Source organism: Streptomyces sp. 8K308 (assembly GCF_004348315.1).
Lineage (GTDB): Bacteria > Actinomycetota > Actinomycetes > Streptomycetales > Streptomycetaceae > Streptomyces.
The window spans coordinates 1-19,867 of record NZ_SMKC01000107.1 but is presented as its reverse complement, the minus strand read 5'-3'; the positions used below and the strand labels follow the sequence as shown (position 1 = coordinate 19,867).

Sequence of the window (19,867 nt, the reverse complement as noted above, 5' to 3'; positions counted from 1 at the left end):
CTTGACGCCCACGCCGCAGTAGAAGCCGAGCCCGCGGAGCACCGGGTCGTTGGGCACCGGAGCCTCGGGGGCCCAGAACGGCGGCTGCACCAGGCCGGGTGCGAGCAGTTCGAACCCGTCGAAGTAGGCGGCCACCCGCTCGCGCGGGCGCAGCGTCAGGGTGGCGGTGGCGTTCTTGTAGATGTCCCGGACGGCCGCCAGCTGCCGGGCGTCGTGGAAGTCGTGGGTGGCGTGGCTCAGCACCAGGTAGCTGCCGCTGGGCAGGGCCTCGGTCAGCGTCTTCACGATGCCGGCCGGGTCCTCGCCGTCCTCGACGAAGTGCAGGATCGCGACCAGCAGCAGCGCCACCGGCTGGTCGAAGTCGATGAGGTCGGCGACCGCCGGGTGGCGCAGCAGCGCCTCGGGGTCGCGCAGGTCGGCGAGGACGAAGCCCGCGTTGCCCTCGTTGGTGAGCTTGGCCCCGGCGTAGGTGGAGACGATCGGGTCGTTGTCGACATAGGCGATCCGGACGTCGGGCGCCACGTCCCTGGCCACCTCGTGGGTGTTGGGCGAGGTGGGGATCCCGGTGCCGATGTCGATGATCTGCCGGACGCCGCGGCTCACCACGGCCCGGGTGGCCCGGTGCATGAAGCTGCGGTTCTCCCTGGCCGCCAGCCTGATGTCGGGCAGCAGCTTGATGACCCGCTCGGCGGCGGTGCGGTCGACCTCGTAGTTGTCCTGACCCCCCAGGTAGTAGTCGTACATCCGGGCCGGGTGCGGCCGGCTGGTGTCTATCTGCTCGGCGGAAAATCCGTCTTGGTCCACACCGTGCTCCGTGTCCTCGTCCCTGTGTCTCGTCCCCCCAGCCGCGGTGCCCGTGCCCCCCGTGCGCGGACACCGCGGCTTCATCTCCCACCGGTGATCACACCAGCAGGAAGTCGGCCTCCCCGGACTTCACGCCCTCGATGAACCGCTCGATCTCGTGCCGCGAGCAGATCAACGCGGGCCCCTCGGGGTCGGTGGACTGCCGCAGCGCGACCCGTCCGTCTCCGAGCACCATCGCCTCCACACAGCTGCCACCGTTCCCCCCACTCCATGGCTTCCGCCAACCGTCCGCCCCGAGTTGGGCGGCGGGCATGCCGTTGTAAATGCGATCCATGGTTCAGATCTCCTTGCGAATCTCACTGAGGATGGCCTCAGTGCGGTGCACCGGCGCGGCCTGCGCGCACATCCGGTCCAGCGCCTCCCGGAAGGCCGAGACGTCGTCGCGCTGGTCGAAGTAGTGGGCCCCGACCAGGCTCTCCGCGCACGCGACGTCGGGCAGCTCGGGCAGCGGGAACCGGAAGAGGTGGAAGGGCCCGTACATCGCGGGGTGCAGCCCGGCGGAGAACGGCATGACCTGGAGCCGCACCCGCGGTAGCCCGGTCGCCTCGATCAGCCGGTCGATCTGGCCGCGCAGCACGGTGGGCGGACCGATGGGGCGCCGCAGCACCGTCTCGTCGACCACGATCCACAGCAGCGGCGGCCGGTCGCGGGTGAGCAGCTCCTGCCGGGTCAGGCGCAACGCGACCAGTCGCTCGATCTCCGGGTCCGGCGCGTGCGGCATGCCGGCGCGCAGCACGGCGGTGGCGTATGCCTCCGTCTGCAACAGGCCGGGAACGTAGTGCGGTTCGTAGGCGCGGATCTGGTCGGCCTCGGACTCCAGGCTCACGAAGGCGCTGAACCAGTCGGGCAGGACGTCGCGGTAACGGTGCCACCAGCCGGGCTGGTTGGCCTCCCTGACGAGGGCGAGGAAATGCTCGATCTCGTCCTGCTCGGTCAGGCCGTAGATCCGCAGCAGCTTCTCGACGTACGGCACCTTCAGGCCCACCTGGGCCTTCTCCATCCGGCGGATGGTGGCGTGGGTGACGTCCAGGGCTCTGGCGGCCTCCTCGAACGAGAGGCCGGCCGCCTCCCGCAGGTCCTGGAGACGCCTGCCGAGCACGAGCCGGAGAGCGGTCGCCGCCCCGCTCGCCTGTCCACCCAACACCTGGGCCCACCCCTCCAACCACCGCCGACGCCAAAGAAGTCTGCCATGCGTGCAGCGGATGCAACAGACTGATACCAACTGTTCTGTAATTTGCAGGATGCCTCTTGCCGGATGAGAGGCACAGCCGCACAGTAGTACGGTGCCTCCCTACTCGCGCGCCCAGTCCGTGGAGCGTCACGACGACGTCGCACCGCCGCGCGGCCGCGTCCGGTTCCGCCTGCCGGCGACCGAGACCTCGCCCGCCGAGGCGCGAAGACGCACCCGACACCAGCTCATCGAGTGGCGGACGTCCCTGGACACCTGCGACAACGCCCAGCTGGTGATCTCTGAGCTCGTGACCAACGCGCTGCGGCACACCGAGAGCGAGTCGGTGGGCTGCGAACTCGAGCTCCTCGGCGGCCTGTTGCGGGTGGCGGTGGCAAGCGACGGCATCGGCCCGCGGAACGCGCCAACCCTCGCGGGACCACAGGAGGAAGGCGGACGGGGGCTACTTCTCGTGTGCGCGCTGGCGAGCGTCTGGGGAGTGCGACCTCGGGACGACGGCCGTGGCCACGTGGTGTGGGCCGACCTGCCGCTGGTGCCGGCCGCCTGAGGACGGCAGAGTTGGGGCCACGCCCCGCGCCGTCCGTCGAGAGGGGCCCGCACACCATGAGTTCGACCCCGCACCACCGGTGGTACCCGCGGCCCGCGCGCGAGTGGCTCGAGGCACTGCCCATCGGCAACGGCCGGCTCGGCGCGATGGTGTACGGCGGAACCGCCGTGGAGGAGCTCAGACTCAACGAGGACACGCTCTGGGCCGGCGCCCCGCACGACTACGACAACCCCCGCGCCCGGCAGGCCCTGCCGGAGATCCGTCGGCTGGTGTTCGCCGGCTACTGGGGCGCGGCCCGGCGGCTCGTGGACGCCGACTTCCTCGGCGTGCCGGCCAGCCAGGCCCAGTTCCAGACCATGGGCGGGATCCGCCTGGAGTTCCCCGGCCTCGACGCGGTCTCCGACTACCGGCGCCGGCTCAACCTGGCCGAGGCGCTGCACACCGTGGAGTTCACGAGCGGCGGCGTCCGGCACCGGCGGGAGGCTTTCGCCAGCGCCCCCCGACCAGGTGATCGTGGTGCGCCTGACCGCCGACCGCCGGGCTCCGTCTCCTTCACCGCGACCTTCGGCGGGCCGCTGATCACCGGCGTCTCCTCGCCGACGCCACGACGATCCAGCTCGCCGGGCGGGGCGGGGCGGGGCGGGTGGCGGCGAGCCGGGCGCGGTGCCGTTCACCGCGCTGGCCGGGGTGCGCTGCCGGGGCGGCGAGGTGACGTCCGAGGACGGCGTGCTGCGGGTGACCGGCGCGGACGCGGCGACCCTGCTGATCGCCGCCGGCACCAGCTATGTGGGCTGGCGCTGATGTGAGCGGGGATCCGGACGAACGGGCGGGCCGCGACCTCGCGGCGGCCGGTCGGCTCGGCCACGAGCGGCTCAGGTCGCGCCATGTGGCGGACCACGCCGCGCTGTTCGACCGCGCCGACCTCCGGATACCGGCCACCCCGGCGGCCGCCCTGCCGACCGACGAGCGGGTGGCCGGCTTCGCCGGCGGCGACGATCCCCAACTGGCGGCGCTCTACTTCCAGTACGGCCGCTACCTGCTGATCGCCAGCTCACGCGCGGGCACCCAGCCGGCCAATCTCCAGGGGCTGTGGAACGACCTCACGGACCCGCTGTGGGGCTCCAAGTACGCCATCAACATCAACACCGAGATGAACTACTGGCCGGCGGCGCCCGCCAACCTGCTCGACTGCTGGGAGCCGCTGTTCACGCTCCTCGACGAGCTGCGGGTGGCCGGCGCGCGCACGGCGCGGAACGCGTACGGCGCCCGCGGCTGGGTGGCCCACCACAACACCGACGGCTGGCGTGGCACCGCCCCGGTGGACGGCGCGCCCTGGGGCAGGTGGCCGACCGGTGGCGCCTGCTCGCCCTCGCCGTCTGGGAGCACCACAGGTTCACGGGCGACACGGCGGCGCTGCGCCGGCGCTACCCGGTGCTGGCCGAGGCCGCCCGATTCTTCCTCGACACGCTGGTCGAGGACCCCACCACCGGCGCCCTGGTCACCTGTCCCTCCGTCTCCCCGGAGAACGAGCACCACCCGGGCGAGGGCGGCACGCTGTGCGCCGGCCCGACGATGGACGCGCAGATCCTCCGCGACCTGTTCTCCGCGGTCGTCGCCGGTGAACTCCTGGATGGTGAGCGGGGGTTGCGCGCCGAGGCGGCGGCCGCGGACCGGCTGCCGCCCATGCGGATCGACACCCAGGGGCAGTTGCAGGAGTGGCAGCACGACTGGGACGCGATCGCCCCCCGAGCGGCACCACCGGCACGTGTCGCACCTGTACGGCCTCACCCGGGCGCGCAGATCACCCGGGACACCCCGGAGCTGTTCCGGGCCGCCCGCACCACGCTTGAGCAGCGCGGCGACGCCAGCACCGGCTGGTCACTCGGCTGGAAGATCAACTTCTGGGCCCGGCTGGCCGAGGGCGACCGCTCCTTCAAGCTGCTGACCGACCAGCTGACGCCGGAGCGGACCGCGCCCAACCTGCTCGACCTGCACCCGCCCTTCCAGATCGACGGCAACTTCGGCGCCACCGCGGGGATCGGGGAGTGGCTGTTGCAGAGCCACACGGGCGAGCTGCGGCTGCTGCCCGCGCTGCCCGGCGCCGTCCCCGAGGGGCGGGTGCGCGGGCTGCGGGCCAGGGGCGGTTTCGAGGTCGACCTGGCCTGGGCCGCCGGGCGCCTGACCGAGGCGCGCCTCCTCGCCGGCTTTGACGGCCCGGTCAGGGTGGCCGCCGCCCACGACCTGGCGGTGGTGGGGGCCGACAGTGGCCCACCGGCGCTGACCAGGCCGGTCCCCGGCGTCGTGGAGTTCACCGCGGAGGCCGGCGGAGAGTACCTGCTCAGGCCGCTCGGGTGAGGTTGGCGACGGCCATCGCGCGCAGCTGGCGGAAGCCGCTCGCCGCGATGGCCAGCGCCAGCAGGCCGCAGCCCACGGTGAACGCGTAGCCCCAACGCGCGCCGTGCGACTCGATCACCAGGCCGGCGACCAACACGCCGAGCGCCTTGCCGAGCCCTACGGCGGTGGACATCCACGTCATGCCCTCGGTCAGTGTCTCGGGCGGCACGCCCTCGCGCACCAGGCTGTACGCGGCGATCACGGTGGGCGCGATCAGGAAGCCGGAGAACACGGAGAACGCCCACAGTGCGGCCACGCCTGGCATGGCCCAGAGCGGGCCGATGCCGGCCACCACGGCGGCCAGCGCCAGCAGGAAGCGGCGGTCGAGCGGCAAGCGCCAGTTCCGCGCCCCGTACCAGAGGCCGCCGACGGCGCTGCCGAGCGCGTAGGTGGCCATGACGGCGCCGACCATCCAGGCGCTGCCGTGCTCGTCCACGAAGGCGATGGTGCTCAGCTCCCAGCCGGCGAACATGCCGGCGACGCAGAGGTAGGCCGCGCACATCAGCCGCAGCCCGGGCACGGCGAGCGCTCGGGTCGTGGTGGCGCGCGGCGGCAGCACCGGCGGCTCGGTGCGCCGCTGGGCGGCCAGCAACAGGCCGCCGACGAGGCCGAAGACGGAGACGGCGACCACCCCGGCCGAGGGGTGCAGCAGCACCACGGCCGAGACCAGCAGCGGCCCGACGACGAAGATCATCTCGTCGAGCACCGACTCGAAGGAGTAGGAGGACCTCAGCAGCGTGCCGCTCGGGTCGGCGCCGGCCAGATGGCTCCAGCGGGCCCGCACCATGGCACCGAGCGGCGGCATCGAGGCGCCGAAGAGCGCTCCGGTGACGAACAGCAGCCAGACCGGCGCGTCTGCCTGGGCCGCGAGCACGAACAGCAGCCCGGCGGCTCCGAAGACCAGCGCGAGCGGGCGCAGCACCCGCCGCTGCCCGAGACGGTCGATGGCGTAGCCGAGTTGGGGAACGAGGAGGGCGAAACACAGCGCGCCGGCCGCGGAGACCGCACCCGCCGTGGCGTAGCTGCCGGTGACCTCCGTGACAAGGAACACAGTGGCCAGCGACAGCATGGACATCGGCATCCGACCGATCAGGCTCGCCGTGACGAACCCTCCGACCCCAGGTACGCGGAAAATGTCCCGATATATCCGCAGTCCCGCGGAAGATGACTCCATATTGAGTGATCATGCCCGCCGGATCGAGCGGGGGACATGGGGTTTTCCCTCGCGCGAGGCGGTGCCGGCGAACAGTGACGTCGGCCACTCGCGAGGCTGCTTTACCCTTCCTTTAAGCTCGCTTTGGTTCCCTTTACCAACGCAAGCGGCGGAAGCCGACCCGAACCGGAGGATCAGTCAGTGGACGTCTCGTTGACCATGTGGGTGCTCACCGTGGTGGTGCTCTGCGCACTCATCGCGGTGGACTTCTTCTTCGGGCGCAAGCCCCATGAGGTGTCCCTCCGGGAGGCAGGCACCTGGACCATCGTCTGGGTGGTCCTCGCGGTGCTGTTCGGCGTCGGACTGATCGTCTTCGGTGGCGGTGACGCGGGCAGCGAGTTCTTCGCCGGCTACATCACCGAGAAGTCGTTGAGCGTGGACAACCTCTTCGTCTTCGTGCTGATCATGACGAAGTTCGCGGTGCCCACCCAGTACCAGGCCCGGGTGCTGCTGATCGGCGTGCTCATCGCCCTGGTCCTGCGGGCCGCCTTCATCGCGGCGGGCGCGGCGATGATCTCGACCTTCTCCTGGGTGTTCTACATCTTCGGCGCCTTCCTCATCTGGACCGCCTGGAAGCTGATTAAGGAAGCCCGCAGCGACGAGGAGGAAGAGGAGTACGAGGAGAACCGCTTCCTCAAGATGGTCGAGCGCCGGTTCCCGGCCACCGACCAGTACCACGGCACCAAGATGTTCATCCGGGAGAACGGCCGCCGGCTGATCACCCCGATGCTGATCGTGATGCTGGCGATCGGCAGCACGGACATCCTGTTCGCGCTCGACTCCATCCCCGCCATCTTCGGCCTCACCGACGACCCGTACATCGTCTTCACGGCCAACGCCTTCGCGCTGATGGGCCTGCGTCAGCTGTACTTCCTCATCGGCGGCCTGCTGAAGAAGCTGGTCCACCTCTCCTATGGCCTCTCGGTCATCCTGGGCTTCATCGGCGTCAAGCTGGTGCTGCACGCCCTGCACGAGTCCGGCGTCCACGTGCCCGAGATCAGCACCCCGGTCTCGCTCGGCGTCATCGTCGGCGTCCTGGCCGTGACCACCGCCACCAGCCTCTACGCTTCGCGCAACCAGAACGACGAGAGCGACGAGCCGGTGAAGACGCCGGGGGCCTAGCCCTCCCCCACCGCCCGGACTTCGGTACCGTGGCGGACCGTGCTCCCCCGGGGCCCCGGAACACCGGGGCCCCGGGGAGCGTTGTATGTGTTGTCATGCGCCGCACCGACGGTGTGGACGGGAGGAAGCCCATGAGCAGGGAGCCCGGCGGCCAGGGCGAGCCGCGCGACGGCGACCCGGAGCGCGACGAGTGGGACGACCTCGTCCTCGACGAGAGCTTCGTGCGCGGCGCCGAGGTCAAGGAGCCCTCGGCGCGCACCCGGATGCTCAACGAGCGGTGGAAGCGGGAGGCACCCGCGCCGCAGCCCTGGCGCTCGGACGAGCCACCGGCCGGCTGGATATTCGGCTCGGGCCGGCGGCGGCAGCGCCCGGGGCGTTCGTGGAAACGGCGCTGGTTCCGCAGGAAGGGCAAGGACGACGGCGGAGAGTGAGGTGAAGCGGACCTCACGCGACATCCGCACGGCCAACCGTTATCTCCTGCTGCGGCACGTCATCGCCGCGTCACCGGTCTCACGGCCCGCGCTGGCCAGGGCCACCGGCCTGAGCCCGGCCACGGTGGCCACGCTGGTCGGCGAGTTGCTCGAACTCGGCCTGCTGGTCGAGGCCGGCTTCGAGGGGTCCGGCGGCCGACCGCGCGGGCTGCTCGCGGTCGACGCGGCGGGCGGCGCGCTCGTCGGCGTCGACGTCGCCGAGACCTATGTGCACGTGGAGGTCGTGGACCTGGCGCTGCGCGTGCTGGGCCGCGCCCACGAGGAGTTGACCCCCGAGGACGGTGCCCCCGACCGCGCGGTGCGCCGCATCGCGGGCGTCATGCGCGCCGCCATGGAGCGGGCGGCCGCCGGGCGGCGGGTGCTCGGCGCCGGGATCAGCATGCCGGGGATGGTGGACCGGGAGGGCGGGGTCTCGGTCTTCGCGGCCAACTGGGACTGGCACGAGGTACCGCTGCTCGCCCTGCTCGCCGAGCACGTTCCCTACCCGCTCTACCTGGACAACCCGATGCGGGCCTGCATGGTCGCCGAGCTGTGGTTCGGCGCGGCCCGCGGCCGGGACGACGCCGTGGTGGTCAATCTCGGCACCGGTGTGGGCGCCGGCCTGGCGCTCGGCGGCGGTGTGCACCGCGGCGCCTCCAACAGCGCCGGCGAGTGGGGGCACACCACGCTGGTGCTCGACGGTCGGCCCTGCCACTGCGGCCGGCGCGGCTGCGTCGAGACCTATGTCGGCGCCCCCGGCATCATGCGCACCGTCGCCGAGTTGGATCCGCGCGGCGCGCTGCTCGGCGGCGGCGACCAGACGGCCGCCGTCGACGCGCTCGCCGGTGCCCTCGACAGCGGCGACCCGACCGCCGAGGCGGCTCTGCGGCGCACCGCCCACTGCCTGGGCGCCGCCATCGGGGACCTGGTGAACCTGCTTGACCCCGAGGTGGTCATCCTGACCGGCTGGGTCGCCCGCCGGCTCGGCCGGCGGCTGCTCGACGAGGTGCGCCCGGCCGTCGCCGTCCACGCGCTGCCCCGCCCCTCGGCGGCCGTCGAGATCCTGCTGAGCCCGATCACCGCCAACCCGGTGAGCCTGGGCGCCGCGACCTTCGCGCTGGAGGGCGCGCTCACCCCCGCCGCCGGAGCACGCGGCTGAGCTTCCCCAACCGGGTAGGCTGCCGGCGCGAACAGCAAACGTTTTCCACGTAGTCGAGGGGAGCCGCCATGCCGCCCGTCTCCGAGTCAGAGGGCGCGTTCCGGCCGCACGCGGTGGACACCGGGCCCCCGCCCACGGGGCACGGGCCGCCGCTGCTGCTGGTGCACGGCTGGGGCGCGGACGGCGAGGACTGGACGCCGCTGCTGCCGTCGCTCGCCCCGCGCCATCGGGTGCTGGTGCCCGACCTGCCGGGTCACGGCCGCTCGCCGGCCCGGCTCGACCGCTGCTCGCCCCGCGCCGCGGCGGCGGATCTGGCCGCCTGGCTGCGGGCGTCCGGCGTCGGCCCCGTGGTAGCGGTGGGCCATTCGTTGGGCGGTCAGGTGGTCACCGCGCTGGCCGTCGAGCACCCCGGTCTGGTGCGGTCGGTGGTGTCCGTCGCCGCCGCCTATGGCGGGGACGCGGCCGAGGCCGGGCGGCTGCCGGCCGAGCAGGCGGCGCTCCGCCGCGCGGGGACGGCCTGGGCGGTGGGCTTCGTGCGCGGCGCCTTCACCGGGGACGGCCCGCCGGGGCTGCGGGAGCGGCACGAGCGGCTGATGGCCGCCATGGACCCCGAGGTGCTGTTCCGCTACCGGGAGGCGATGTACCTGACGCCCGACGCCTTCGGGCTGCGCCCGGCGTCCGAGGCATACCTGCGCCGCCGGCGCTGTCCCGTGCTCGCCGTCCACAACTCCGCCGCGGCGGCCGCCTGGGAGCGCGCCACACTGCGGGACGCCCGCTCTCGCGTGGTGTTGTGGGAGGGCCTGGGCCACTACCTCCACGAGGAGCGCCCGGCCGAGCTGGCGGCGCTGATCCGTGACTGGTCCGGGATCGGCTAGCCTCCGGCCGCGGACGCCGTCCCCTGGTCACGCGACGGCCCACGGCGGCTATGCTCTGGTCATGCGATCCGACTACTGGCACCGCGTCACCCCGCCGCCGGCCGCCCACTGAGGGCGCGCGGCAACGTGTGATTCCAGTCGGCCCGAGACCGTGGCCGGCCGGGCGTCTCGGCGCGCCCTCCGCTGATCTCCCTCGACTCTCCCTCGACGGACCTCAATGGAGTTGGACGCGTCTGACCATGAGCACTTCCTCTTCCCACCCCTCCCCCACCCACGTCTCCCCCGTCGACGTCGGCAGGCCCGCCGCCGGGCGTCGCACCCATGCCGGGCCGGCGCTGGTCCTCGGCGCCAGCGCCCTGTGGGGCACCACCGGCACGGTCGCCAACCTCGCGCCCGCCGGCGCCTCGCCGCTGGCCGTGGGCGCCGCCACCATGGGGTTCGGCGGCCTGCTGACCGTCGCGATCGCGGCCCGCCGCACGCTCACCGTGCTGCGCGGCGGGCGCGCGGTGTTGCCCTACGTGCTGTTCGGCGCACTGGGCGTGGTGGCCTACCCGCTCAGCTTCTACACCTCGATGGCCTGGACCGGCGTCGCGGTCGGCACGGTCGTGAGCGTCGGCAGCGCTCCGATGTTCGCGGCGCTGCTCGAACGGCTGCTGGACGGCGTCCGGTTGACCCGGCGCTGGCTGGCAGCCACCACCGCGGCGGCCGTCGGCTGCGCGGCCCTGGTGTTCACCGGGGACGGCGCCGCCGACACCGCGGGCGACGACCGGGTGCAGGCGGGCGTGGCGCTCGGGCTGTTGGCGGGCGTCGGCTACGCCGCCTACACCTACTGCGCGGCGCGGATCATCGGGCAGGGACACCCGTCGCGCGGCGCGATGGGCGCGCTCTTCGGCCTCGCCACCCTGGTGCTCCTCCCGGTGTTCGCCGTCACCGGCGGCCAGTTGGCCGGCTCGGCGCGCGGCGTGGCCGTGATCGCGTACCTGGCCCTGATACCGATGTGCCTGGCGTACGTGCTGTTCGGCGCGGGCCTGGCCCGGGTGTCGGCGAGCACCGCGACCACCCTCTCGCTCTTCGAGCCGGTGGTGGCCGCGGTGCTCGGGGTCGCCGTGGTCGGCGAGCGGCTCGGCGCGGCGGCCTGGGCCGGCATCGGCCTGGTGGTGGCCGGACTCTTCGTCCTCACCGTCCGCCGACGCTGACCCGGCGCGACCGCCGCCGCGCCGGCTCCTAGACCGTGGTCCGGCGGAACTGCTGGTGGGTGGCGGTCGCCGAACACGCGTACTGGATCAGCCGGGCGCTGTCCGCGGTGGACTCGTCGGAGACGTCCAGGCACAGGCCGCTGTGCCTGGCCGCGATCCTGACGTGGCCGTCGCCGGTGTCCGTGATCCGCCACTGCTGCTCCTGGCCGCCGCCGCACGCGGTCTGCACCACCGCGGCGCCGGCGGCCGTCGAGCCGCCGGAGGCAGCCAGGCACAGCGAACTGTGCCTGGTCACCAGCTGGACGTAGCCGCCGCCCGCGTCGCGCGGCCAGAACCGCTGGTTGCCGCCGCCGTTGCAGGTGTACTGGGCCAACTGCTGGCCGATGGCATGCGACTGGCTCGGGATGTCGAGGCACTTGCCCGAGTGTCTGGCGGTCAGCGTCTGGTAGGGGCCGCCGATGCCGCGCACGGTGCCCGCGGCCGTGTCGATGGTCAGCTCAGGCGCCCAACCCATGCTGAGCGAGCGGCTGTCGGGGAAGGTGAGCGGCAGCCAAACGTACCGCGAGTCGTTGACCCGGCCGCCGAAGGAGTTGCCCCAGCGGTCGCCGAGGTAGAGGTACGAGGTGCCGGCGGTGCCCTGGATCTGGAGGACATAGGCGGTCTGGGAGCCGAAGGCGGTGGCGTCGCCGACGTTCCGCATCGCACTCCAGCCGCTGGCCAGGCTGATGGAGGTGGCGTACTGCTGCTGGTTGGGCGACCAGCCGGTGGCGCCCGAGGTGAGCATGAAGTAGACGCCGTCGCGCTTGAAGAGCGCGGGGGCCTCCCGGTGGCCGCCCGGCCAGGGGTTGGCGACCAGGCTCTCGACGGCCGTGTAGTCGGGGGTCAGCCGGTAGATGTGGAGGTCGTAGTTCTCCCGCGCCGCGGAGACCATGTAGCCGGTGCCGTCGTCGTCCACGAAGGCGGTGATGTCGCGGGACATGTGGCCGAGCGGGCGGAAGCTGCCCCGCCAGGTGTAGTCGCCGTCCACCGTGTCGGACACGGCGACGGCGGCCCTGGCCTCGCTGTAGTCCTGGGCGTTCTCCTTGTGCATCCACATCACGAACTGCCCGGTGGCCCGGTTGTAGACGACCTTGGGCCGCTCGATGTTGGCCGACTGGAGCTCGGGGTGGGTGCTCTGGGTCAGGACGTGGTTGCGGAACTCCCAGTTCCGCAGGTCAGTCGAGCGGTAGGCGGAGACGTAGCGGAAGGCGTTGCTTTCCGTCTGCCGGTTCTCGCCGACCCAGTAGTAGTACTGACCCACCCTGAGCACGCCGCCCCCGTGGGCGTGCACGGGGTCGCCGTTGGGGTCGGTGAACTGGGTGCCGTTCAGGATGGAGACCGGCGCGGCCTGGGCGGCCGGCGCGGTCAGCAGGGGGGCGAGCAGGCCGAGGCAGAGCGCCGCGGCGAGCAGCCAGATCGTTCGCAGCACACGCAGAGTTGGCATGCCCACAACGCTAGGTGTCGGGCCACTCGGCGGGCAGTCCCCGGGCGGCGCCGACAACTTTCGAAAGCGTTCCGCGCCCCCGCCCGCCGCCGGACTCGTCAGTCGAGCGGCCGCTCCTCGAACCAGGCGAAGTCCGCCGGCCGCCGGGTGCCCCCGAGGTCCTGGGCGCACAGGCCCACGAAGGCCCCCGTGAAGCGGAGCTTGGGCCCGTAGTCGTCGGAGAGCCTGGTGGCGTCGAGAGCCGGGCCGACCTGGCGCCAGTCCGTCGCGTCCGGCGAGGCGAAGAAGCGGAGTTCGGCGTCCTCGAAGCGAGCCCTGAGGTGAAGACCCGGCCAATCGTCGGTGTCGAGCTCGGCGTCCGCCGGCTCCGCGTGCGCGTCGGCGTCGGCGATCAGCAGCCCGAGCACCCGGCCCCGGCCCTCGACATGGGTGGAGCGCAGGTAGTAGTGGGTGCCGGTGTCGTACCAGCAGACCAGGCCGGCGAGTTGGGAGAAGTGCCCGGGCCGGTGGTCGAGCCGGGTGGTGAACTCGACCCGCGTGGTAGTGAGTCGGCGGGCGATCAGCGACTGGTCGAACAGCGAGCGCGGGCTCTGCCTGCCGTGGAGCCGCAGCCAGCCGGGGCGCGCGGTCAACGTCAGCCAACTCTCCTCGACGGGCACCCGCGGCGCCACCCACTCCGGGTCGAGCCGCGGTCCGTCGAAGTCGTCGCGCAGCGGACCCCGCGGGGCCGGGCGCGCTCCTCCGGCCGCGGCGGGGGCCGGCACGGTGAGCCGTGGGTGGTGGCCGCCGCCGGCCAGGCGCGGCCAGCCGTCCACCGCCCATTCGACCCGCTGCAGGCAGGTCTCCCGGCCCAGTACGCAGCGCCGGCCCTCGGGGGTGTCCAGCGGCCGCGAGGCCAGGTGGGCGAGGAACCACTCGCCGTCCGGGGTGCTCACCAGCTCGCCGTGGCCGGCCTTCAGCAGCGGCTGCGTCTCGTCGTCCCTGGTGGTGAGCAGCGGCCCCGCGGGGTCCCACTCCCAGGGGCCGGTGAGGGCGCGGGCGCGGGCCACCGCGATGCCGTGGTTCCAGCCGGTGCCGCCCTCGGCGAGCATCAGGTAGTACCAGCCGTCGCGCCGGTAGAGGTTGGGTCCCTCGATCAGCTCGTCGTGGCGCAGCACGACGCGTGGCTCGCCGGTGAGCGCGCGGCTCGCCGGGTCGTACTCCTGGAGCACGATGCCGCCGAAGGCCGGCTGGCCGGCCCGGTGGTCCCACTGGATGTTGAGGAGCCAGATCCGACCGTCCTCGTCGAAGAAGAGGGAGGGGTCGAACCCGGAGGAGTTGAGGTGGACGGGTTCGGACCACGGTCCCGTGACGTCTGGTGCGGTGACGAGGTAGTTGTCGACGTCCTTGTAGGGCCGCCCGACGGTGCGCACGACGCTGTAGACGAGCCAGAACCTGCCGTCGTGGTGCGCGAGCGAGGGCGCCCAGACCCCGCCGGAGTCGGGGACGCCGCGCAGGTCGGGCAGCACCGGGCGGTCGAGCGCGTGCCCGATGAGCCGCCAGGTGACGAGGTCGGTCGAGTGGTGCAGGGGCACGCCGGGGTACCACTCGAAGCTCGAGGTGGCCAGGTAGTAGTCCGGGCCGACCCGCACGACGCTCGGGTCCGGGTGGAAGCCGGGCAGCACGGGATTGACGAGGTGACCTGCGGTCATGAGGAACGTTTTCCCTCCGGGTACGCGGGTGCGCGGATGTCGGGCCGACCGGCCCGCGGCGACTCGGGCGCGAGGCCTTCGAATTCTCCGGGGCGCGGCGCGGAACGCCTGGTGACGGCCGTTCCACGGCTGCGGTACTTCACAGTGGCGCGCCCCGCCCCTAACGTAGGAAGCGCTTGCTATCGGGTCAACGTTTCGACCGGTCGACGGCCGACATCCGAAACTTTCGAGGCGGCACACGGCGAAAGGGGAATGCCGATGGATCGTCCCTTGCGGACCGGGGGTCCGACCCTGGCCGTGGTCGCCAGGGAGGCCGGCGTCTCGGTGCCCACCGCCTCCAAGGTGGCCAACGGCCGCGAGGACGTGGCCCCGGAGACCCGCCGTCGGGTCACCGAGGTGCTCGACCGTCTCGGCTATGTGCGGCGCCCGCGGTTCACGCCCGACCGGCCGCCGGCCCTGATCGACCTGGTGGTGCACCGGCTCGACGACCCCTGGTCGGGCGCGGTGCTGCACGGCGTCGAGGAGGCGGCGCACGACGCCGGCATCGGCGTGGTGGTCTCGGCGGCGCTGGTACGGACGCGCGGCGGCCGGCCGGAGCGCGGCTGGCTCGACAAGCTGTGCGCCAGGGGCACGGCAGGGGTGCTGTTCAACCTGGCGGAGCTCAACGCCACCCAGTACGCGTGGCTCGACCAGCACCGGATTCCCTATGTGATGATCGACCCGGTGCTCGACCCGCCGCCCGGGGTGCCCTCGGTCGGCGCCACCAACTGGCAGGGCGGGGTCAGCGCCACGGAGCACCTGCTCGAGCTCGGGCACCGGCGGATCGCCGTGATCGGCGGCTACCGCCGGAAGATGTGCAGCAGCGCCCGCGTCGCCGGCTTCCGGTCCGCGATGGCGGCGGCCGGGCTGCGGGTGCCGCCCGAGTACGTGCGCCACGGCAACTTCAACGAGGCCGTCGCGCACCAGCGGATGCGGGAGCTGCTCGCGCTCCCAGAGCCGCCCACCGCGGTGTTCGCCTGCTCGGACCAGATGGCGCTCGGGGTCTGCCAGGCGGCGCGCGAGCACGGCCTGCGGGTGCCCGGGGACGTCAGCGTGGTGGGGTTCGACGATCTCCCGCAGGCCCGTTGGTCGGTCCCGGGGCTGACCACGGTGCGGCAGCCGCTGGCGGAGATGGCGGCCACCGCGCTGCGGCTGCTGCGCCGGATGATGGACGGCGACCGGCCAGAGGGGGTGCGCACTGAGCTGTCCACCCGCCTCGTGGTGCGGAACAGCACCGCTCCCCCGACCTGACCGGCCGGGGGAGCGGGCGATTCGGGGGCGGCGGTCAGCCGCGCGCGCCGAGCAGGTGGTCCATCGCCAGCTGGTCGAGCGCCTCGAAGGCCATCCCGCGCGCGGCGGCCGCGTCCACGTCGAACTCCTCGAACGCGCTTCGGTCGGCGAGCAGCGTGGCGGCGGTCTCGCCGGGCTCCAGCGTGGGCCTGGCCAGCTCGTCCAGCCGGGCGGCGCGCAGCGCGTCCTGGACGGCCGGGTCGGCGCGGAAGGCGGCGGCGCGCTCCTTGAGGATCAGGTAGTTGCGCATGCAGCCGGCGGCGGAGGCCCAGACCCCGTCGAAGTCCTCGGTGCGCGGCGGCTTGAAGTCGAAGTGGCGCGGGCCCTGGTAGCCGGCCGACTCCAGGAGGTCGACCAGCCAGAAGGCGGAGCGCAGGTCACCGGCGCCGAAGCGCAGGTCCTGGTCGTATTTGATGCCGTTCTGCCCGTTGAGGTCGATGTGGAAGAGCTTGCCGGCCCACAGCGCCTGCGCGATGCCGTGCGGGAAGTTGAGGCCGGCCATCTGCTCGTGGCCGACCTCCGGGTTGACGCCGAAGAGTTCGGGCCGCTGGAGACGCTCGATGAAGGCGAGCGCGTGCCCCACGGTCGGCAGCAGGATGTCGCCGCGCGGCTCGTTGGGCTTGGGCTCCAGGGCGAAGCGCAGGTTGTAGCCCTGCTCGACCACGTAGTCGGCCAGCAGGTCGAAGGCCTCCTTGAAGCGGTCGAGCGCGGCGCGCACGTCCTTGGCACCGCCGGACTCGGCGCCCTCCCGGCCGCCCCAGGCGACGAAGGTCTCGGCGCCGAGCTCGGCCGCCAGGTCGATGTTGCGCAGCGTCTTGCGCAGCGCGTAACGCCGCACGTCGCGGTCGTTGGCGGTGAAGGCGCCGTCCTTGAAGACGGGGTGGGTGAAGAGGTTGGTAGTGACCATCGGGACGGTGATCCCGGTGGCGTCGAGCGCCTGCCGGAAGCGCTTGACGACGCCCTCGCGCTCGGTCTGGGAGGAGCCGAAGGGGATCAGGTCGTCGTCGTGGAAGGTGACGCCCCAGGCGCCGAGTTCCGCGAGTCGGTTGACGGACTCCACCGGGTCGAGGGCCGGGCGGGTGGCGTCGCCGAACGGGTCGCGGCCCTGCCAGCCCACGGTCCACAGGCCGAAGCTGAACTTGTCGTCGGGGGTGGGTTCGTATGACATGGCGGCTCCTCGGTTCCCCAGCTATTTCGTCATGGCCGTTAACAAATTAGTATGCACTGGCCCGTGGTGGAAGCCCCCACCCGGCATTTCGACCCGCGGTATCGGACCCGCGGCATCCCACCCGCAGAGAGGACCGCGCTCATGGCGGCACCGGACGGACCCCTCGTCATCGGCGTGGACAGTTCCACGCAGTCCACCAAGGCGCTGGTCGTCGACAGCGCGACCGGTTCCGTGGTGGCACGCGGCCAGGCCCCGCACGTGGTGACGGCCGAGCACGACAGCGATCCCGAGCAGTGGTGGCGGGCGCTCACCGCCGCGCTCGAGCAGTGCGGCCCCGCCGTCGCGGAGGCGGCCGCCGTCGCGGTGGCCGGGCAGCAGCACGGCCTCGTGACGCTGGACGACGAGGGGCGGCCGGTACGCAACGCGCTGCTGTGGAACGACACCCGTTCCGCACCGCAGCGGGACCGGCTGATCGACGAGCTCGGCGGTCCCGCGGCCTGGGCCGAGCGTGTCGGCAGCGTGCCGCCCACCTCGTTCACCGTCACCAAGTGGGCCTGGCTGCGCGAGCACGAGCCCGCGGCGGCCGCCGCGACCCGGGCGGTGCGGCTCCCCCACGACTACCTGACCGGCAAGCTGACCGGCCAGGAGACGCACGGCGGCACGACGGACCGCGGCGACGCCTCAGGCAGCGGCTGGTGGTCGACGGCGACCGAGAGCTATGACGAGGAGATCCTGGCGCGCGTCGGCCTCGACCCCGCCCTGCTGCCCCGGGTCGTCGGCGCCGGCGAGGCGGCCGGCACGGTGCGCTCCGGGCTGCCGCTGCCCGAGGGCATCCTGGTCGCCGCCGGCACCGGCGACAACATGGCGGGCGCGCTCGGCCTCGGCCTGGCGCCCGGCCGGCCGGCCCTGAGCCTGGGCACCTCGGGCACCGTCTACGCCGTCAGCGAGCGCCGCCCGACCGACGCCAGCGGCATCGTCGCCGGCTTCGCCGACGCCTGGCGCGGCTGGCTGCCACTGGCCTGCACCCTCAACTGCACCCAGGCCGTGGATCGGATCGCGGCCCTGCTCGGCCTCGACCGCGAGGCCGTGGCGCCCGGCGGCCAGGCCGTGGTGCTGCCCTTCCTCGACGGCGAGCGCACCCCGGACCTGCCCTACGCCTCCGGGCTCGTGCACGGCCTGCGCCACGACACCTCGGCCGGGCAGCTGCTCCAGGCCGCCTACGACGGCGCCGTGTTCGCCCTGCTGCGCGCCCTCGACCTGGTCCTGGACGAGGACGCCGACCCGGCCGAGCCGATCGTGCTGATCGGCGGCGGCGCCCGGGGCACCGCCTGGCGGGAGACCGTGCGCCGGCTTTCCGGGCGGGCGGTGCGGGTGCCGGTGGCCGACGAGTTGGTGGCGCTCGGCGCCGCCGCCCAGGCCGCCGGGTTGCTGCTCGGCCGCGATCCGGCGGCGGTGGCCAGGGACTGGGACACCACGGCGGGCCCGGCGTTCGACCCGGTCGAGCGCGACGAGGCGGCACTCGACCGGCTGGCCGCCACGCTGGCCGACGCCGACGCGCTGCTCCGGCGCCCCTGAAGGGTTACGAGGATCCGCGATGGCCCAGCCAGCCCCCCAGTCGCAGTCCGAGATGCGGCGGCGCAACCTCTCCCGGGTGCTGCACGCCCTGGCCTCCGACGGGCCGCTCTCCCGGGCCGAGGTCGCCGCCCGGATCGGGCTGACCAGGGCCGCCGTCTCCACCCTGGTGGACGAGCTGCTGCGTGGCGACCTGCTCCTCGAGCGCGGCCCCGGGCGGTCGGGCGCGGTCGGCCGCCCCGGCACCCAGCTGGTGCTCACCGACCGGGGTCCGTGCGGGGTCGGCGCGGAGATCGGCGTCGACCACCTGGCCGTGGCCGTGATGGACCTGCGGGGCCGGGTGCGGGTCAGGATCGGCCAGGAGCTGCGCAACCAGGGCAGCGAGCCGCCCGCCGTGCTGGCCACGCTGTCGGGGATGCTGCGTGCCGCCGTGCGCGACGCGGCCAGGGCCGGGCTGCGGCCGGCCGGGCTGACCGTCGCCGTGCCCGGGCTGCTGGCCCGCGACCAGGACGCGGACCGCGCCAAGCTGCTGATGGCCCCCAACCTCGGCTGGCGGGACACCGACCTCGCGGCCGGCCTGCCCGCCGACCTCGGCCCGGTCACGGTGGAGAACGAGGCGAACCTCGGCGCCCTGGCCGAGCTGTGGTCGGCGCGTGAGTCCGGGGTGCCGCACAGCTTCGTGCACGTGTCGGCCGAGATCGGGATCGGTGCCGCGGTGGTGGTGGAGGGGCGACTGCTGCGCGGCGCCCACGGGTTCGCCGGCGAACTCGGGCACGTCCCGGTGCGACCCGAGGGCCGGCCCTGCTCCTGCGGCGGGCGCGGCTGCCTGGAGGCCTACGCCGGCGAGGAGGCGGTGCTGCGGGCGGCCGGTCTCGAGCCGGGCCCCGGGGTGCGGCTCGGCGCCCTCACGGCGCGCTGCGAGGCGGGCGACGCCGGCGCCCTGCGGGCGGTGCGGCAGGCCGGCACCGCGCTGGGCATCGCGCTGTCCGGCGCGGTCAACCTGCTCGACCCGCGGCAGGTGGTGATCGGCGGATCGCTGGCCAGGCTCGCGCCCTGGCTGCTGCCGCCGGTGAACCGGGAGTTGGCCCGCCGCACGAGCGTGGCCGCCGGTGGCCGCGCCACCCCGGTGCCGGTGACCGCCTCGCCGCTCGGGCCCGACGGGCCGCTGCTCGGCGCGGCCGGATTCACAGTGCGGGCCGCCCTCGACGAGCCGGCCCGGCTACTGCGCGGCTGAGCCGATGGCGAGAACCGGCACGGCGGCCGGCAATCCTCTCGGCCTCGGTTTTCACCCCATCGAGGGAAAACAGCGTGACCACCCGGTGTGCCGCACGCCCGGCGCGCAGGATCACCTCGTGAACCTCGCGCAGCGCACTCGCCTGGCCGGGGCCGGCGTCGCCGCGCTGCTGGCCGCCGCCGGCATAGCCGGGCCGGCCGCGCCCGCGGTGGCCGCCGAGCCGGTGGCCGCCCGGTCGTTCCCCGACTGCCCGCCGGCCGCCCCGGAGGGTCCCGCCGTCCGGCACGGCATCTGCCTCTGCGTCTGGCTCCCGTTACCGCCCTGGTGGCCGCCGGGTTGTCCCAGCCCGCCGCCCGAGCCC

Annotated in this window: 19 protein-coding genes and 2 pseudogenes; 13 read left to right on the top strand and 8 right to left on the bottom strand. The window is 73.5% G+C overall.

The window, feature by feature from the left end; translation table 11 throughout:
* The 3 genes from E1265_RS16915 to E1265_RS16905 all read right to left on the bottom strand — a co-directional run.
* Positions 1-804 (bottom strand): SAM-dependent methyltransferase (locus E1265_RS16915; protein WP_243740865.1); only part of this gene is annotated, 804 nt, incomplete at its 3' end.
* Between the two features lie 97 nt (positions 805-901).
* Positions 902-1,138 carry a DUF397 domain-containing protein gene (locus E1265_RS16910; RefSeq protein ID WP_132931143.1) on the bottom strand — a complete coding sequence of 79 codons (237 nt, stop codon included), beginning with the start codon at positions 1,136-1,138 and terminating at the stop codon, positions 902-904.
* A gap of 3 nt (positions 1,139-1,141) precedes the next feature.
* On the bottom strand, positions 1,142-2,008 hold the full coding sequence (locus E1265_RS16905; RefSeq protein WP_132931142.1) for a helix-turn-helix transcriptional regulator: 867 nt from the start codon (positions 2,006-2,008) through the stop codon (positions 1,142-1,144).
* Positions 2,009-2,147: 139 nt separating this feature from the next.
* Between E1265_RS16905 and E1265_RS16900 the strand changes: the two genes are divergently transcribed.
* The 3 genes and pseudogenes from E1265_RS16900 (at position 2,148) to E1265_RS40715 (ending at position 3,401) form a co-directional block, all read left to right on the top strand.
* Positions 2,148-2,600 carry an ATP-binding protein gene (locus E1265_RS16900; RefSeq protein ID WP_243740864.1) on the top strand — a complete coding sequence of 151 codons (453 nt, stop codon included), beginning with the start codon at positions 2,148-2,150 and terminating at the stop codon, positions 2,598-2,600.
* 56 nt (positions 2,601-2,656) lie between these two features.
* Positions 2,657-3,040, top strand: a pseudogene (locus tag E1265_RS40720) (glycoside hydrolase N-terminal domain-containing protein); the annotation flags it as partial.
* A 223-nt stretch (positions 3,041-3,263) separates the two neighbouring features.
* Positions 3,264-3,401 (top strand): hypothetical protein, encoded by a 138-nt coding sequence (locus tag E1265_RS40715; RefSeq protein WP_347877207.1) that lies wholly within the window; start codon positions 3,264-3,266, stop codon positions 3,399-3,401.
* A gap of 354 nt (positions 3,402-3,755) precedes the next feature.
* On the opposite strand, the gene E1265_RS39135 is transcribed toward E1265_RS40715, so the two are convergent.
* Positions 3,756-3,911, bottom strand: coding sequence for a hypothetical protein (locus E1265_RS39135; protein ID WP_243740862.1), 156 nt, complete (start codon positions 3,909-3,911; stop codon positions 3,756-3,758).
* A 30-nt stretch (positions 3,912-3,941) separates the two neighbouring features.
* Here E1265_RS39135 and E1265_RS39130 point away from each other — a divergent pair, with 30 nt between their 5' ends.
* The gene (locus tag E1265_RS39130) at positions 3,942-4,955 is read left to right on the top strand and encodes a glycoside hydrolase family 95-like protein (RefSeq protein WP_243740861.1); all 1,014 of its coding nucleotides are present in this window, start codon (positions 3,942-3,944) and stop codon (positions 4,953-4,955) included.
* Here the strand turns inward: E1265_RS39130 and E1265_RS16890 are convergent.
* Positions 4,939-6,075, bottom strand: a complete 1,137-nt coding sequence (locus tag E1265_RS16890) for an MFS transporter (RefSeq protein ID WP_132931141.1) — start codon at positions 6,073-6,075, stop codon at positions 4,939-4,941. The genes E1265_RS39130 and E1265_RS16890 overlap by 17 nt on opposite strands.
* A 273-nt stretch (positions 6,076-6,348) precedes the next feature.
* Here E1265_RS16890 and E1265_RS16885 point away from each other — a divergent pair, with 273 nt between their 5' ends.
* The 5 genes from E1265_RS16885 (at position 6,349) to E1265_RS16865 (ending at position 11,029) form a co-directional block, all read left to right on the top strand.
* The gene (locus E1265_RS16885; RefSeq protein WP_132931140.1) at positions 6,349-7,329 is read left to right on the top strand and encodes a TerC family protein; all 981 of its coding nucleotides are present in this window, start codon (positions 6,349-6,351) and stop codon (positions 7,327-7,329) included.
* A gap of 131 nt (positions 7,330-7,460) precedes the next feature.
* Complete coding sequence (locus E1265_RS16880) at positions 7,461-7,760, top strand: hypothetical protein (protein ID WP_132931139.1); 300 nt, start codon at positions 7,461-7,463, stop codon at positions 7,758-7,760.
* A 1-nt stretch (position 7,761) separates the two neighbouring features.
* Positions 7,762-8,958 carry an ROK family protein gene (locus E1265_RS16875; RefSeq protein ID WP_132931138.1) on the top strand — a complete coding sequence of 399 codons (1,197 nt, stop codon included), beginning with the start codon at positions 7,762-7,764 and terminating at the stop codon, positions 8,956-8,958.
* 68 nt (positions 8,959-9,026) lie between these two features.
* Positions 9,027-9,833 carry an alpha/beta hydrolase gene (locus E1265_RS16870; protein WP_132931137.1) on the top strand — a complete coding sequence of 269 codons (807 nt, stop codon included), beginning with the start codon at positions 9,027-9,029 and terminating at the stop codon, positions 9,831-9,833.
* 239 nt (positions 9,834-10,072) lie between these two features.
* Entirely contained in the window at positions 10,073-11,029 is a 957-nt protein-coding gene (locus tag E1265_RS16865) for an EamA family transporter (RefSeq protein ID WP_132931136.1), read from the top strand.
* 28 nt (positions 11,030-11,057) lie between these two features.
* Here E1265_RS16865 and E1265_RS16860 read toward each other — a convergent pair whose 3' ends face one another.
* Positions 11,058-12,512 (bottom strand): RICIN domain-containing protein, encoded by a 1,455-nt coding sequence (locus tag E1265_RS16860; protein WP_132931135.1) that lies wholly within the window; start codon positions 12,510-12,512, stop codon positions 11,058-11,060.
* Positions 12,513-12,610: 98 nt separating this feature from the next.
* On the bottom strand, positions 12,611-14,203 hold the full coding sequence (locus tag E1265_RS16855) for a glycoside hydrolase family 43 protein (protein WP_132931134.1): 1,593 nt from the start codon (positions 14,201-14,203) through the stop codon (positions 12,611-12,613).
* A 270-nt stretch (positions 14,204-14,473) separates the two neighbouring features.
* Between E1265_RS16855 and E1265_RS16850 the strand changes: the two genes are divergently transcribed.
* Positions 14,474-15,493 carry a LacI family DNA-binding transcriptional regulator gene (locus E1265_RS16850; protein WP_243740860.1) on the top strand — a complete coding sequence of 340 codons (1,020 nt, stop codon included), beginning with the start codon at positions 14,474-14,476 and terminating at the stop codon, positions 15,491-15,493.
* A gap of 34 nt (positions 15,494-15,527) precedes the next feature.
* Here the strand turns inward: E1265_RS16850 and xylA are convergent, their stop codons facing one another.
* A complete protein-coding gene (xylA, locus tag E1265_RS16845; RefSeq protein WP_132931132.1) occupies positions 15,528-16,700 on the bottom strand; it encodes a xylose isomerase in 1,173 nt (390 codons plus the stop codon).
* 141 nt (positions 16,701-16,841) lie between these two features.
* Here xylA and xylB point away from each other — a divergent pair, with 141 nt between their 5' ends.
* The 3 genes and pseudogenes from xylB to E1265_RS16830 form a co-directional block, all read left to right on the top strand.
* Positions 16,842-18,275 (top strand): xylulokinase, encoded by a 1,434-nt coding sequence (gene xylB, locus E1265_RS16840; protein WP_132931131.1) that lies wholly within the window; start codon positions 16,842-16,844, stop codon positions 18,273-18,275.
* A gap of 19 nt (positions 18,276-18,294) precedes the next feature.
* Positions 18,295-19,506 carry an ROK family transcriptional regulator gene (locus tag E1265_RS16835; RefSeq protein ID WP_243740859.1) on the top strand — a complete coding sequence of 404 codons (1,212 nt, stop codon included), beginning with the start codon at positions 18,295-18,297 and terminating at the stop codon, positions 19,504-19,506.
* A 118-nt stretch (positions 19,507-19,624) separates the two neighbouring features.
* Positions 19,625-19,867 (top strand): annotated as a pseudogene (locus tag E1265_RS16830) (hypothetical protein); the annotation flags it as partial.